The 15472-nt window shown below is 35.4% G+C and carries 18 protein-coding genes and 1 tRNA gene; 13 read left to right on the top strand and 6 right to left on the bottom strand.

What is annotated here, in order from left to right:
• Positions 1–12: 12 nt before the first annotated feature.
• The 3 genes from QDI94_RS08660 to QDI94_RS08670 all read right to left on the bottom strand — a co-directional run bounded on the left by QDI94_RS08660 (position 13) and on the right by QDI94_RS08670 (position 2980).
• Positions 13–1350, bottom strand: coding sequence for a hypothetical protein (locus QDI94_RS08660; protein WP_278868344.1), 1338 nt, complete (start codon positions 1348–1350; stop codon positions 13–15).
• 15 nt (positions 1351–1365) lie between these two features.
• Positions 1366–2043, bottom strand: coding sequence for a hypothetical protein (locus QDI94_RS08665; RefSeq protein ID WP_278868346.1), 678 nt, complete (start codon positions 2041–2043; stop codon positions 1366–1368).
• A 448-nt stretch (positions 2044–2491) separates the two neighbouring features.
• Complete coding sequence (locus QDI94_RS08670) at positions 2492–2980, bottom strand: DnaJ domain-containing protein (protein ID WP_278868348.1); 489 nt, start codon at positions 2978–2980, stop codon at positions 2492–2494.
• Positions 2981–3509: 529 nt separating this feature from the next.
• On the opposite strand from QDI94_RS08670, the gene QDI94_RS08675 reads away from it, so the two are divergent.
• The 9 genes from QDI94_RS08675 to QDI94_RS08715 all read left to right on the top strand — a co-directional run bounded on the left by QDI94_RS08675 (position 3510) and on the right by QDI94_RS08715 (position 10496).
• On the top strand, positions 3510–4265 hold the full coding sequence (locus QDI94_RS08675) for a hypothetical protein (RefSeq protein ID WP_278418488.1): 756 nt from the start codon (positions 3510–3512) through the stop codon (positions 4263–4265).
• Entirely contained in the window at positions 4255–4977 is a 723-nt protein-coding gene (locus QDI94_RS08680; RefSeq protein ID WP_169923300.1) for a type IV secretory system conjugative DNA transfer family protein, read from the top strand. Before QDI94_RS08675 ends, QDI94_RS08680 begins: the two co-directional genes overlap by 11 nt.
• Positions 4978–5327: 350 nt before the next feature.
• Positions 5328–6146 (top strand): helix-turn-helix domain-containing protein, encoded by an 819-nt coding sequence (locus tag QDI94_RS08685; protein ID WP_278867600.1) that lies wholly within the window; start codon positions 5328–5330, stop codon positions 6144–6146.
• Between the two features lie 106 nt (positions 6147–6252).
• The gene (locus tag QDI94_RS08690; RefSeq protein ID WP_278868350.1) at positions 6253–6594 is read left to right on the top strand and encodes a hypothetical protein; all 342 of its coding nucleotides are present in this window, start codon (positions 6253–6255) and stop codon (positions 6592–6594) included.
• A gap of 131 nt (positions 6595–6725) precedes the next feature.
• Entirely contained in the window at positions 6726–8021 is a 1296-nt protein-coding gene (locus QDI94_RS08695) for a replication initiation factor domain-containing protein (protein WP_278867605.1), read from the top strand.
• A 142-nt stretch (positions 8022–8163) separates the two neighbouring features.
• Positions 8164–8622, top strand: coding sequence for a hypothetical protein (locus QDI94_RS08700; protein WP_278868352.1), 459 nt, complete (start codon positions 8164–8166; stop codon positions 8620–8622).
• The gene (locus QDI94_RS08705) at positions 8615–9040 is read left to right on the top strand and encodes a hypothetical protein (protein ID WP_117886817.1); all 426 of its coding nucleotides are present in this window, start codon (positions 8615–8617) and stop codon (positions 9038–9040) included. Before QDI94_RS08700 ends, QDI94_RS08705 begins: the two co-directional genes overlap by 8 nt.
• Positions 9041–9055: 15 nt before the next feature.
• Entirely contained in the window at positions 9056–9241 is a 186-nt protein-coding gene (locus QDI94_RS08710; RefSeq protein ID WP_117520720.1) for a helix-turn-helix domain-containing protein, read from the top strand.
• Between the two features lie 79 nt (positions 9242–9320).
• Positions 9321–10496 (top strand): site-specific integrase, encoded by a 1176-nt coding sequence (locus QDI94_RS08715; protein WP_278868354.1) that lies wholly within the window; start codon positions 9321–9323, stop codon positions 10494–10496.
• Between the two features lie 157 nt (positions 10497–10653).
• On the opposite strand, the gene QDI94_RS08720 is transcribed toward QDI94_RS08715, so the two are convergent.
• Together QDI94_RS08720 and QDI94_RS08725 are read right to left on the bottom strand one after the other, a co-directional pair.
• Positions 10654–10729 (bottom strand) — tRNA-Trp (locus tag QDI94_RS08720).
• A gap of 178 nt (positions 10730–10907) precedes the next feature.
• The gene (locus QDI94_RS08725; RefSeq protein ID WP_015523284.1) at positions 10908–11075 is read right to left on the bottom strand and encodes a hypothetical protein; all 168 of its coding nucleotides are present in this window, start codon (positions 11073–11075) and stop codon (positions 10908–10910) included.
• A 210-nt stretch (positions 11076–11285) separates the two neighbouring features.
• Between QDI94_RS08725 and QDI94_RS08730 the strand changes: the two genes are divergently transcribed.
• Positions 11286–12728 carry a nicotinate phosphoribosyltransferase gene (locus QDI94_RS08730; protein ID WP_015523285.1) on the top strand — a complete coding sequence of 481 codons (1443 nt, stop codon included), beginning with the start codon at positions 11286–11288 and terminating at the stop codon, positions 12726–12728.
• Between the two features lie 10 nt (positions 12729–12738).
• Complete coding sequence (locus tag QDI94_RS08735) at positions 12739–12876, top strand: hypothetical protein (RefSeq protein ID WP_278868358.1); 138 nt, start codon at positions 12739–12741, stop codon at positions 12874–12876.
• Positions 12877–13004: 128 nt separating this feature from the next.
• Here the strand turns inward: QDI94_RS08735 and QDI94_RS08740 are convergent, their stop codons facing one another.
• Positions 13005–13361, bottom strand: a complete 357-nt coding sequence (locus QDI94_RS08740) for a helix-turn-helix domain-containing protein (protein ID WP_117931210.1) — start codon at positions 13359–13361, stop codon at positions 13005–13007.
• Positions 13362–13538: 177 nt separating this feature from the next.
• On the opposite strand from QDI94_RS08740, the gene QDI94_RS08745 reads away from it, so the two are divergent.
• On the top strand, positions 13539–14933 hold the full coding sequence (locus tag QDI94_RS08745; RefSeq protein WP_278868361.1) for a WG repeat-containing protein: 1395 nt from the start codon (positions 13539–13541) through the stop codon (positions 14931–14933).
• Between the two features lie 10 nt (positions 14934–14943).
• Positions 14944–15438: a zinc ribbon domain-containing protein gene (locus QDI94_RS08750; RefSeq protein ID WP_278868365.1), complete on the top strand. Its 495-nt coding sequence runs from the start codon at positions 14944–14946 to the stop codon at positions 15436–15438.
• The last annotated feature ends 34 nt before the right edge of the window (positions 15439–15472 follow it).

Raw genomic sequence — 15472 nt, forward strand, 5'->3', positions numbered from 1 at the left:
ATTTTTAAAAAATCAATTTTTACTGCTCAAATCATAAATTGAACCGTTATCAAGAAATATCATTTTATTCGGTATGGGATTTTCTGAATTGTTTCTGTTCCAAAATTTATAATTTTGATAATCTTTTTCTCTCATATCAGTAGGATAAGTACCTGCAGTGTAAAGAGTTAATTCATCTGTTGTGTCAAAATCATTATCACAGTGCTCTATTGTCCAAGTTTTACCGCTTATATTCCTTGTTTCAGGCTCATCATCAATAACAGTATCACCGCAATTAAAGGTATACTTATTATCACTTATCTTTTTAAGATTTGTAATAACACCACTGCATACAGACTCATAATATTTATCTGCCGAAAAGCCTTTGACTTCACATTTAAATGTACCGTCATCAGCTATTTCAACCGTACTGCTAACCATACCGTTTTTAATAACCCTGTAAAATCCTGCTATCGGACTGTAATCTGCGTTGTTTTGGGAGTCGCTGTCATACTTAGCTAAAAAAGACATTGCTTCTGAATATGACATACCTTTGCATTTCTCAGGGCTGTAATAATTGCCGTAATCACTATCCAGATAATCACTGTATAACAGCAAAGAACCCATATTATCAAGAATATCGTATTTATACTTATCACATTTATCGTAACCGACTTCTTCATCAAACAGGTTGCCTGAATTGCTTAAATTAGGAATTTCACTTTTAAGCTGATCCATAGTAAGCTTAAAATCAACCTCATTTTCTTCACAATTATCTGTTGTAAATTTGAAAATTTTACAATCATTATTTGTCAATCTTCGTTGTGTAAACAAGTATAAGTCTTTACCGTCAGATGATTTAAATAAAATGTACGGGTCATATGTATGTTGAAGTGATGTTTGTAACTGGTATTCGTCCTTATCTTTAAAAGAAATCTTTTTACACTCTCCGTCAGAATAAGTATATATATTTAGCGTTACATATGTGTAATCGTTGTATGTATCTTCAACAGACTTAACAAATATCAGTTCAGGGGTAAAATCACCCATTATATCCTCAAAAACAATTTGCTTTGACTCATCTGTTTTGTTCTGATAATCATACGCTCTGATTTCAAAGGCATTTTGTTGAAGTATAGTTTTATATGCTTTGTATGCTTCCTTGTAATCAGTTTTTGGTGCTTGTGTAGTTTCTGCAACCGTTGGTTCTGTTTGTGCCTGTGTAGTTACTTGCTGTGTTGTAATTAGTGCGGTCGCTTGATCGGGGGTAGCCTTTGAAACTTCGTTATTTCCATTACAGCCACTTAAAGCAACACTTGTCATTGGCACTAACATTGCAATCAATAAAATTAAAGATTTTGTGGTTTTCATACCATTGCCCCTCTATTATTTGTTGTATTGAAATAAGCGGTTAAACTTTTTAAGTGCTTCATCTTTTACGGAAGCATTATTAACCATTAGTATCAATACAGTATTGTCGATTGAATAAAATTCACAATATTGGAAATAGTCCGTATCTATCAGTTCATCATCAGGATTCATATAAAATGTGTGCTTATAATAATTATCGCCTGATTCATCTGCCACTGTGTAATGCTCTTTTTCACGAAAATAATAACTATCTTCCAAATCATAAATAAAAGAGCTTACTCCTGCTTCTGCGTATTCATTTGAAGAATACGCTATGTACATAATCGTAAAGTTACCGCCGTAGGAGCTTCCTGCATTGATTATGTTACTGCCATAAACACTCTTTTGATTATTTGCCGATACACCTGTGGTTGTTTCATTTTCTTTGTTTCCTGAAACTACACCTGAAATTCTGACAACTGTTAAAGCACCTAAAGTTTCACCGCTGTCAGAAGCAATATCAGAAGTATCAGACCTTTCAAATTCATAACCGTTATCTTCGGCAAATTGAATAACTTCACGCTCATATAATTTCTTTATACTTTTAGGTTTTGCAGATTCGCTGTTATTGCTACTTTCGGGAGCTAAATTTGAACACCCAACCAAAGAGGTTATAAAGGTTGCAACCAGTGCTAAACAAATAATTTTTTTCATAAAATTCCATTTCCTCTCATCATATATTCTTGGCGACAAAGGGCTTATGTCGTAAGCTCTATATATTAGACAATTGAAATGTCAAAAAGGTTCATTTTTTGCGAGAAAAAATTAAATTTTATTAAAACTTTTTATTTTTCATTAAAAAAAGGGTACATAGACAAGCTACGCACCCGAAAAACACATAGCCCTTTTGTCGCCAAACAAATTTCACATCAACATAAAAGCAGTATGCAAATAAGAGCCTGCATTTTTACCTAAAGATAAAAATGCACACAACTAATATGCTGATATATTCAAATTTGTTTGGCATTTTTATTTTAGCATACAATATGTGAAAATTCAATATTTTTGTAAAATAACTTTCAAAAATTATATGAATGAAACTGTAAAATTTGAAGTAATTTCAATTTTAGGGGAACAACTTTTCAGCTGTTCCCCTTTTTTGTCAACTGTGTAATGTTGGAGTTTTGTTTTCGCTTTGATTATACTTTTCAGAACCGAACATATCACGGATTTCATCAAGCGTTAATTCTCGTTTGCTTTTCTTGCGGTACGGCTCTGTGTGGTAATACCAAGCCTGTTTTTTGTGAGCGTATCGGAATTTTAATTCTTTCAACACTTCTTTGTGTGCTTTGGTGTTTCCCGATACCCACAACCAAGTACCGCAAATTTCAACCTCAATGTCCGAAAGGCTTGTAAGCACATTGATTATATTTATAAATTCCTGCGGTGTTTCCGTTGTTTCTTTGGTGTAGGTTTCGCCCTCTGAATTTGTATGTATATTTTTCAGGCGTTCCCACATAATCTCATATTCGTTTTGCATTACCTTAAATTCTTCTGTATCACCGCCTAAATCGGGGTGAAGCTGTTTAGCTAATCTTCTGTATTCCTTTTTGAGGTCTTCGGCTGTTTTGCATTTTGTAAAGTATTTCATAATGGTTTCTCCTTTGAAAGTTGATTTCAATTAAAATTTATATTCGGTAATTCTGAATTGGTGGGCTTTTAATAAGTCCGATTTAGATATTCACGCTGTATTTTTCACTCCTTTCTGATTTTTTTATATTCGTTTAAATCGTCATCGTCTGGGCTTTTTGAGCATTAAAAGCGTAGTGAAATTTCATAAGTCAAGAAGCAAGTTTACGATACGCCGTAGGGCAATTCTTTACTTATAAAATAAGCGGAGCAAAATGTGAAATTAAAGCCTACGGTGACGATTTGAATATAGAAAACAGTTAAGGCTTGTGAGCGTGAATATCGGCAAAAATCGGACAAAAAAATAACGCTATGGCTTTAACCATAGCGAACCTTATAAAATAAACAAACCGCAGAAAATATAAAATTTCCTGCGGTTTCGTTATGATTAGTTACAAATATCCCAAAATTCGCAACTCCATGTGTTTTTATATAATCAAGAACTTCAAAGATTGCTTTAGAGGTTCAAAAAATATGAAGGAGGATTTTTTATGAATAAAAAATCTTTTAGGGTGGTACTGCTCACCTATTTTGCAGTAGCTTTTTTCGTAATTATGGCTTTCGGCTCTGAATATCTTTCAGAGTGCAACAAACTCGGAATACCGTTTTCTTTGTCAGGAGCAGTAAGTTATTTGCTGACAGGGTTTATCTGCCTAATTGCAATGACTGTTTTGGTTGTGGTTTTCTTGTTGGTATTGGAATTGAGCGACAGAAAATCTATCAAATCCGCTCTTCGCTTAACAGCTAATTTTGCTTCAAACAAAGCAAGAATGAAAGTTGTAAACAGCGTTTATCCGAGCTTACTTTACTTTTTGTATGATGTATTACAGAGCAACAACGAGTTTTTAAAACTTCCGCTTGGTAAAGATTGCAGTTCTCTCTTAAAAGAGGGGTACAATCCACTATGTGTTGACAACTGTATTTTTTACACCTTTCAGATTATTATGCCAAAAAAATCATATGACTTTGATGAAGATACATTAAAGCAAATTATCCAATCGTATATTGAAGCTCAATTGCTTAATTACGGCATGGTTAATTTACCCTCATACTACAACAGCAAATCCTACGGTATGATACCGAGCGTATATATTGAAAAGGTTGTATATAACGAGGAACAGCATTTACTAAAATTTGCCGTGATGTATATTAGCTGTGAAGATGATGTAAGGCATTATATCAAATCCAAAAAGAGAGATGAACAGCTGAATATAACAACAGATAAGGTGTATGACGATGAGGTTTGATAGCAGTAAATTAACTGTCGGTGTAGATTTATCTATTCTTTCACAGGGTGTAAAAGTGCCTGTTACGGTGGACTTTTCCTCTGTACCTCATATGCTGATAGTAGCACCAAGCGGAAGCGGTAAAACTTATCTTCTAACATACATATTAGGTCAAATAGCAAAGAAGTCTGTCAAATTGATTTTGGCAGACTTTAAAGGCATTGACTTTATTGAGTTTAATGACTGTCGGAATTACTATAAGCATAATTCTGTCGGTGAAGCTGTTGACTGTGTTTTTGATGAATTACAAAACAGAATGGCAAATGCAAGTGTAAATTCAGAATATGAACCGATTTATTTATGTATTGATGAGTGGTCGGGTTTCCTCAGTTCTTTAGCCGTAAAGAAAGAGCAGGATAACTACAAGCAAAAACTTGCCAACATTCTTATGTTAGGTCGAGGTGCAAATATTTTTATCATTATGTCACTACAAAGAGCCGATTCAACATATATTACAGGACGAGATAACTTTGGCAATGTGGTAGGTCTTGGTACGCTCAGCAAAGAGAGTATAGCAATGGTATTTAATGATAATAAGGAGATGATAGAACCAAAATCAAGGGGCAAAGGATATCTGCAAACTGACGGAAAGCCTTTGAGAGAAATAGTTGTGCCTATGTTACGAAACATAAACGATACAAAAGCCGTTATAAAAACAGCTTTATCCCGATAATTATTTATACAGCAAATTGAATATTTATGCACAAGAATAGCTCAATCATTACTCTGATTGGGCTATTTTTTATGCTTTAAAATAAATTGTCGTTTCTTGTGGTTTATGGCAATTTTTTATGGTCGATAAAATAGCGTTTTTTACTATTAGCCAAAATTGCACTATACCCTATAACACATTTCTTTGTACCCTAACACTTTCAAAATCTAAAACCATACCTTTTTTGTCGTGGTTGATACATCTAAACCTTGGTTGAGTATCAATTCTTCCCTGCGTTTCTAACATAAGCACTTATAGAGTGTGTCCTGCACTCTGTGTAAATTTATGGCACAAGAAAGTTGTCAATAATTATGCAAAGAAATGCATACAAGAAGGCTATTGGAGAAAGAATACAGCAGTTGAGAAAGGGGCTTAGAAAAGAAGGCTTTAACGGTCAGCCTAAGACTGTAAATGAGTTTCTTGAGTTTTTAAACCCGAAAATTGATGATGATTATGATAATTACGGTGACTATTCGCTTACTGACATTGAATTTAGCTATAAAAAGGATTATGTCAGTAAGGTTGAACACGGAATCGTTTTTCCGTCCACTGATTTTTTATTTCTCATTCATCTGCGTTTTAATGTTTCTTTAGATTATTTGGTTTTCGGTCATAATTTACCCGAAATTGAAGAATTAAGGAAAATTTGTAAACATTCAGGTAAAAGCAAGATTAACGATTTTTGCTTTAATTGCTTTAATTTATTAGAGGGTAATTCAAAATATATCGAAGATTTTGATGATGAAGATGAAGATTTTTTTCTTGATTATAGAGCTCGATTAGATGAGGTACGCAAGTATTTTTGTAATCATCAACAAAGGAAATTGACACAAAAACAGTTCAGCGAATTGTTAGGTGTATCTAAAAACACAATGGACAAGTATCATTCAAAGAAAAGTGATGTTCAGAGCAAAAAGTACACAGACATAAGAAATACTGCTCTTGAGTATCTGATTAGATTTTCGCTCACTACAAAATGTTCATTAGATTACTTATTGTATGGTACATATCTCTTAGAGGGCTTTCCCAGTGAACTTATGGAATTACTTCGTAATTATGACTATGCAAAGCAAACGCAAATCTTGAAGTTGTGGCTTGAAGAAGCAGAAAAATTTTTTAAAAATTCTTAAAAAGGGGTATTTCCTATCCAAAGTATCCCAAAATTCGCAACTCCATGTGTTTTTATATAATCAAGAACTTCAAATGAAGTTCAAAATAAACAGAAAGGAGATAGCTATGGATATTAAAAATGCAAAAATTGATGTACTGGGTTCTGTTGGCAGTAAGTTATTGTTGATAGATGTTATACCGTCATATGCCTATGTGGATGGACGCCGAACAAGCACGGTTACAGGATATAAGTATATCGTTATTCTTGAGGAAAATAAGTTTGATAGGCTTAGCGTTCGTATTGACAGTGATAAACAGATTGACAATCCTATTGACGGCAACAGCCGTATTTATGTACGCTTTGATAATCTTGAATTATCGCTGTATTGGACAAGTGCAGGACATCAGATTGCGGCAAAGGCAAGTGCTATTCATTTAGTTAATGAGAGTCTTAAACCGCAAAAGTAATTGCTTTGCCGTGGGCGGTAGCACCGTCAAGGTGCGAACCGCCTGACGGCAAGTCAATCCCCTCACTTTAATGAAGGGGATAATATAATTTTATCGAATATGCGTTCGATATTATAGGAGTGATTATATGAATGGATAAAGAATTGAAAGTCGGTGTAGATGAATTTTCTTTAGTTTTCTTTTATCCGATTGATGATGTTTGTAACGATTGGCAAAGTACAGCTTATTCAATGATACAGGAATTTATCTATAAGGCGGACATAGAATTGTTGCTCGGTAAAGTTGTAGAAATGCGTGATAAAAAGCCGCAGGCATATTCACAAGCATTTACTATTGAGAACGCTCCATATTATTTCACTATAGCGTTACACGAAACTTTTGTGCATATGGGAATATTAGTTCGTTTCTCTGCTCACTCTTGGGCAGTATATCAAAAGCGGTATTTTGATTTCTACGGTGAGAATATAAATATCGGAAAGTTTTTAAGCAACATTGAAAGTCCGTTATACAGATACAGACTGAGCCGTATAGATTTAACTGCTGACTACAAAAATTATGATTTATCACCGCATAGCATATACAGCAGGTTAAAGGACGAAAGTCTACAGGTGCTTGACTGTAACTACAGACACAGTAAAAGAAAGATTTCTTCTGTTGAAAAAAATTTGGTGACTGAGTCAATCTATATCGGTTCAAGGGCTGAAAACGCACAGTCACTACTTCGGGTTTATGATAAAAAATCGGAGCAAATTAGCAACAACGGTTTTCGCCTTGATGAAGCATTGCAGTGCGACAGTTGGGTTAGATTTGAGGCTTCATACAGAGGAAACTATGCTCATCAAATAACCGAGCAATTGGAACATATAACAGATGATGTTTCTGTATCGCAGTTCATTGCAAGCAAAATATGTGACAGATACCGTTTTTATGACCCTCTTAACAGCTGTTTTACTGATTTTACAAACGACCTGCTTAAAATAATTGAATGCAGTAATTTTCACGCTTTGCGTTGTGAAAGTCCTGCTAACAATAGTTTGAATAAAAGCATTCAGCATATTATTTACGGTAGCGGTTTGTTCCCTTTGATATACAAAATCAGCGTTATATGGGGTGAAAAAGCTGTTGCTGAATTTTGGAGTATTCTGTATGAAATATACAAGAAATACCATAAGAAAAAACTTGAAATTAACCCTCAGATAAGGGCTTGGCTTAGAAAGAATTTTCTTAGTTTATCACAGCAAAGTTTATCAGATTGCTTTGTCAGTGTTGACCTTACAAAGATTGATGTTGCAGAGATTATAAAGAAAATTTCTGAAAGTGACAATCCGTTTACACTAACGGCAATAAATACAAGCAGTAACACAGATAATCAGGTAGTATCTGATGAGGAATTTGAACGCACTTTTTATTCAAAGGATATGGAGTAAAACATTTAAAACCGAGAAACCTATTTCCTAAAAACTAACTAATTCAAATAAATATAAAACCGAAAAACCGAGAAACCGAAATACTTAAATATTTTAACTCAATATTCTTTTTATATTTATAATTCAGAAAGGAGTTTTCACTATGAAAAAGAATTTAAGTGAAAAATGGAATAGAAATCACAAAGTGAAAGTTTGTGTATACTCTTTTTATGACAATAGCATGGTATACAGAAACTTGAAGTTATCAAAGGAAGCGTTAAGCCACATATTATACTTAGCCTTTTTCGGTAACGCACAGCATTGGGTAGAAGCAACTCGGTATGTGGGTGATGCCAAAGGCACTGACGATATATTATTTCCGATTGCCGAGGGTGGATATGTCTATATTTATACCCGAAACGGAGAGCAATATGCCTTAGATTTAGAGCGCCTTTTAAGAGGTATTTATATTGCATTTGCAAATAATATAGCTTTTTGTCAAGAGGTTGACTTCGATAATTTTATTATTAACCCAGTTGTGGCAGACGAGATTTTGCAATATGCCCTCTTTGAAGGTATCAAGTATCCTCATTGCGAAGTGGAAGGTGATGTATATGATTGAAGAAAAGAATATGTGTGATGAAGATGATTCAGATGAAATCCTCGAATATACAGGCGGTAGCGAGCTTAGCGATTTAACTTTCATCTCGACATATGATTATTATTCCAGTTGGCGTATTAAGGAAGTGTTTCGAGAAGCTGGGTATGAATTAAAGCCGGTGTTCTTGGGTTATAAGGAATTACGGTACAGAGCGTGTCAGAGATATTGGATAATCGACATGAGTAACGGTCAAAAAATGGGTACATCTTATAACGGCTACAGTTTTGAAGACTTGCGATACTTTTTAGGTAAATTAGGAATACCTCTTCACGGAGATAACTACCGCTCTAAAAGACCTTCAAAAGATGAAAACGGCAGGCGCACTTCTTGTAAGGAGTTTCTTGAGCTTGTAGAAAGCCTTGACAATCCTGCTGATTAGAGGGGGTGTGTGAGTATGTTGGAAAGTTATTCTGATGTGCTTACTGCCGAGGATTTAATGGTTATTTTGCATATCGGCAGAAGTAAGGTGTATGAATTATTAAGAGAAAATACAATTCCAAATTTGAGAATAGGGAAGAAATATATTATTCCTAAACAATTGTTGATTGATTTTTTAATCAATAATCAGGCAAATACTTAATAAACACTTGCAACAGCTATTAATTCAATTTATAATATAGTTGAGTTGATAGTTGTTGCTTTTGAAAGGAGTTTTTTAAGTGGCAACAACAAGAGGTAGTTTACAGGTTAAAGACGGAAAATATTATGCTGTTTTGAGCTTTAAGACTGATGAAATTCAGGCTAACGGAAAGCCTAAATACAAGACAAAATGGTTTTGTACAGGCTATACGGTAAAAGGCAACAAAAAGCGAGCTGAACATTTCCTCGAAGAGAAACGAAATGAGTATGACAGGAAAAATCTGAATTATTCCGACTTGTATTTTGCTGATTATATCGAATTATGGCTGAAAAATATTAAGCCTGAATTAAGACCGTCAACATACAGAGGTTATTCGGGCAATATTAATAATCATATTATTCCTTATTTTAATAGCAGAAGAACAAAGTTACAGGACTTGACACCGTGTATGTTAGAGGACTTTTATAATTATCTCTTTACAGATAAAAGCAAGACTGACGGTAGCGAACATTTATCGGCAACAACGATAAAACACATTCACCGAACAATCAGCAAGGCTTTGAATGACGGAGTAAGACGAGGAATACTATATTATAATGTAGCTTCAACAGCAAAGACTCCGAAAGCAGAAAAGCACAAGAGCGAATTTCTTAACGAGGAACAAGTCAAAGAGCTGTTAAGTTTGTTCAAAGGCTCAGTAATTGAAATTCCTGTTGTGTTGTGTGCGTTGTTTGGTTTTCGCCGTGGTGAGGTTCTCGGCTTAAAGTGGCACAGTATAGATATGGTAAAGCGAACAATAACCGTTTCAGAAACTTTGCAACAGAATATAGGTGGTTCTATAACAGTTCCGCCGAAAACAGAAAGCAGTTATAGAACGCTTCCTATTCCTGAAAATGTATATAATCTTCTTAAAAAGCATAAGCAGGAACAGGAGAAAATGAAAGAGCTTTTAGAAGACGGTTACATAAAATCAGATTATGTATGTACTTGGAAAGACGGACGAGTTATAGAGCCGAATTATCTTACAAGAACATTCCATAAAATGATTTTAAAAAGCGATTTACCGACAATCAGACTTCACGATTTAAGGCACAGTGTAGCAAGTAATCTTTTAAATATGGGATTTACTGTTGTTCAGGTTGCGGAATGGTTAGGGCACAGTTCTTCAACAACTACGTTAAATTACTATGCACACACGGATAAGACAAGTAAAATAAGTATATCTAACTCCATTAACAATATTTTTTCAGCGTGAATTTTTTAGAATTACTTAGAAAGTTTTAGAAAATGGATTTCGAGCATTTTTAGAAAATTTTTAGAAAAGCGGTTTTTAACGAAGTTTTTTAACCTCTGACTAAAAAGAAAAAATCCTCAAAAACGGCTTGTTTAAGCCATTTTCAAGGACTTGTTTGTGGCAGGGGCAGAAGGACTTGAACCCTCGGCACGCGGTTTTGGAGACCGCTGCTCTACCAACTGAGCTATACCCCTATATTAATTTTAACCGATGAAATTATGAAAGTCGGTTTTGCAAACTTACTTATAAATTTCAACGCAAGATAGATTATATCACCGTTCAGTCGATTTGTCAACACATTTTTGTGAAACTTGACATTTTGAGCCGAGCGGTGATTTTTTCAATATCTGCAATACAAATGTTTAGACCAAATCACTCAGTTTCTCTGATTTCCTGCGGATTTTCGGGGAAGCCTTCAATTTGGAAACGGAGTCCGCAGGTGGGGCATTCAAGGTACGGCTTGCCGTTGTTGAGGTTGTCCTGAATAATCATCATTTCGCTTTCGCAGAATGGGCAGAGTTTATTATTTTCGCTGTTCATATTTTTACCTCCGAGTGGATCGTTTTCGATATAACTTAATTATACCTTTAAGCGGTAAAATGTCAACCGAGATATTAAAAATGTATAGGCAAGAGGGCTGGATTTTAACGGCTTTTGTGCAAATTCCGCTTTACAAATTGACGAAAAAAGACTAAACTATATCTATACTTCTGCGTTACAGAATATACAATCTCATTCAAGGTGATTATTATGAAAAAAGAAAATATGGCTATGCTGTGTGACTTCTACGAATTTACAATGTCAAACGGCTATTTTAAAAACGGTTTTTATAAAAAGAATGTCTATTTTGATGTGTTCTTCCGCAAAGTTCCCGACAACGGCGGTTTTGCGATTATGGCAGGTCTTGAACAGGCTATTGAGTACATCAGAGAACTTCATTTTGAAGACGAGGACATCGAGTATCTCAAGAGCAAGGGCATTTTTGACGAGCAGTTTCTTGAGTATTTGAGAAACTTCAAATTCAGCGGTGATGTTTATGCAATCCCCGAGGGAACTCCGATTTTCCCGAACGAGCCTGTTATGACAATCAAAGCGCCTGCAATTGAAGCTCAGCTTGTTGAAACATTCCTTCTCCTCACAATCAATCATCAGACTCTCATTGCGACAAAGGCTAACAGAATTGTCCGTGCCGCTCAGGGCAGAGCCGTGCTTGAATTCGGTTCACGCCGTGCTCAGGGTGCAAATGCCGCAGTTGACGGCGCAAGAGCCGCATATATCGGTGGCTGCAAGGGTACAGCCTGCACACTTACAGACGAGCTTTACGGTGTCCCCGCCGGCGGTACAATGGCACATTCATGGGTTCAGATGTTCAACAGCGAGTATGACGCTTTTAAAACCTACTGCGAGATGTATCCCGATAATCCTACTCTCCTTGTTGATACATACAACACATTAAAGAGCGGTGTCCCGAATGCCATTAAGGTGTTCAAGGAGGTTCTTCTTCCGCAGGGCAAGACCAAGTGTGCAATCCGCCTTGATTCGGGCGATATTTCCTATCTTTCAAAGAAAGCAAGAAAAATGCTTGATGACGCAGGTCTTACTGAATGTACAATTACTGCGTCAAACGCTCTTGACGAGTACCTTATTCGTGACCTTATGATGCAGGGCGCTCAGGTTGACACATTCGGTGTCGGTGAAAGACTCATCACTTCATCAAGTTCGCCTGTATTCGGCGGTGTTTATAAGCTTGTTGCCGTTGAAAATGACGGCGGTGAAATTGTGCCGAAAATCAAGGTCAGCGAAAATACAACCAAGATTACAAATCCGCACTTCAAAAAGGTTTATCGCTATTTTGACAAGGACAGCGGCAAGGCTATTGCCGATGAGCTTTGCATTTATGATGAGGTTGTTGACGATTCAAAGCCGAGAACAATTTTCGATCCGAATGCGGTTTGGAAAACAAAAATGCTTGATAACTATACCGCAAAGGAGCTTCTTGTGCCAATCTTCAAGAACGGCAAGTGCGTGTATGAGTCACCGTCAATTGAGGAAATCGCAACATATTGCCGTGAGCAGATTGACCTTCTCTGGGACGAGGTTAAGCGTTTTGAAAATCCGCATAACTATTATGTTGACCTCTCAAAGAAGCTTTATGATATCAAGGCTCTTTTGCTCAACATCTATGAAAAATGATTTTTGTAAATTGCAATGGCAAGTTGAAACATTTTTTGATTCATATATAATACAGAATGCCGAAACTTTCCCGATGGACGATGTGAACAGCGACGGTATTGTTTCAATTGTTGACGCACCCAATATTCAAAAGACTGTTGTTCCATAACAACATTTAAAGTCATTTTTCGTTTTTTAAGACCGTAGTGACGATCGCTTTGTTATATTTTAAAAAATTACACCCTTTCGGAGTTTATCGAAAGGGTGTTTTTATATGTCAAAATGTTGATTTGGTTTTCATTTCAAAAACTCAATTAAGAGCAGGCTTAATATTTTTTGTTGGCGTGATGAAAGCTCTTTGCCTTTAAGATTGCAATCGGTAAATTCTTCGTAGAGCAGTTTCATTATATTAGACTGTGTTTCGTTCAGATTGTTAATGTAGAGTGCGTCCTTCTTTTCTATGCCAACAAGGTAATCAAGCGAAACATTGAACACATTTGCAATTGAAATTAAAACTTCAAGCGGAGGATATTTGATGTTGTTTTCGTAATTGCTTATAACAGGCTTGCTTCTGCCGATTCTCCTGCCCAAGCTTTCCTGCGACATATGTCTTGACTCCCTAAGTTCTCGTATTCTTAATCCGAAATCAAACATTATATTCACCTCAAAAAAGTTTTTGATAAGAATATTTTAAAACACTTGCGTTTTGTAAGCGAAAACTGTATAATACAATTATTAGCTAAACAAAAACTTTTTAAACTAAAAGTTTACTTTTAGAAAATAGTTTCAGCTTATTTGAGAACGAAAAATATTTTTGAGGAGGAATACTTTGTGAAAAAAATCATTTCAGGTGTTTTAAGTGCAGTTATGCTGACTTCGGTTTTGTGTGCCTGCAATGACGGCGGAAATCAGTCAAACGCTTCGCAGTCGGGAGATAATGCAAATTCGTCACAACAAGCCGTGACAACCGAGGCTGCGACCACACAGCCTGCAACAGAGCCAAATTATGAGGACACAAACTATGTTGCACCGATTCCGCAGAAAAATCAAACCTATAAGTTTGAAGAAATTTCACTCGAAGAAGCGGCAACCTCAAGCGGATATTCAATATCGGATAGTGCATTTAGAATAACCGATCCGATAGTTTATGGTGAGTATTTGGTGGTGAGAGTTACTTATTCAAATATAAATTCTACTGATTTTTGTGCGTATAATGTAATATTTGATTTAGATGGTAATATGGTTGCTAATATTTCCAATGTTTCACTTAATGAGGGCTATGGAAAGTCGGGACAGATACAGGGCATATACGGTGATTATACTGTTCTTAGATTTCCAATTCATAGCGAGGATAAATATGCCTTGTACAATTTGAAAACAAAAGAGTTGAAGTATATAGACTCGGAATATGGCTCACCCAAAATAGATAACGGTGTAATTGTTTTTGGTAAAAAAGAGGAAACTGGATATAAATATGGTGCATTAGATTTGGATTTAAATGAAATTGTTCCTGCTGAATATGATGAACTTTCTCTTGCTTCTTCAACACTGTTTAGGGCAAAAAAAGACGAAAAATACGGACTTATAGATTTTAATAATAAGGTTGTTGTTGATTTTAATTATAAGGAAATTGTTAAATTTAACGGTGTTGAAGATGATAGTTTTAGTGCCTTTGTTGACTTTGAAAAGAATATAAATAAATATACTCTTGCCTTAGATGAAAATGATAAAATTGTTTTGATCGACAGACAGGGAGAAATTTCAGACAGTAATTTTGAAATATCAGAGGATTATTTAGGTGTTGGTCGAGTAGTTTCGCAGTATGATAACAAAACTTATATTAAAAATAATAAAATTGTAACAGATATAGACGGTAATTCGATAACAGATAATGTATTTAAAGGAAATCTCAATTGCGGTTTTGTTAATGGGTATTGTGTTACTGAAGATGACGGCGGAGTGTATAATTTAGTTGATATTAATGGTAGTACAATTTATACGAAATCTTCCGATGAGTATGAAATTGAACACTTTTCTTCAGTTGACCAAAACGGTTTGTTTGAAGTTGTTTACTCTTTGGAAAATAGCGTAAAAACTGAGATATTGGATTTGTCGGGCAATACAGTTTATTCAATACAGGAAAAAGGTTTTTATCCTATTGGAAATGGATTATTCGAGAAATATGAAAATAAACAATCCAGAGTTTACAAAGTAACAGCGGAATGAGGTGAAATATATGGGAAAAACAAAAAGAAATCCTGCATTAAAAGTGATAGGCGCTATTTTGATTGTGGCAGGAGTGATAACATTTATTGTGTCAGCCGTTCAGCTTTATGATGTGCAGTCCACAAGAACCCATTGGGCAGAGGGCTTTATGCAGGACTATCAGGCAAGAACAAATGCGACAAATTCAATACCGTGTTACATATTTATGGCTCTTGCGGTGGTAATGGTTATTGCAGGCATTGTTATGGTGTGCATAAAGCCAAAAAATAATGTTATGGTTTTTCCGAATATGCCAGTTTCATATAATAATGTCGGAGAAAGCGTCAGCCTGTATTGCCCAAACTGCAAAAATCCGATAGGTCAGAATGATATATTTTGCAAAACCTGCGGATATAATCTAAAATCAACAACGCAGGTTTCACAAATGAAAATAACCTGCCCAAACTGCGGAGAAGAAAATGAACCCGACAGCAGTTTTTGTGTTAAATGCGGAAGTCAATTATAAATAAAACTCAACTTAAAACACCCTTTCGGAGTTT

It is taken from the genome of Ruminococcus bromii (assembly GCF_928721825.1).
Lineage (GTDB): Bacteria > Bacillota > Clostridia > Oscillospirales > Acutalibacteraceae > Ruminococcoides > Ruminococcoides bromii.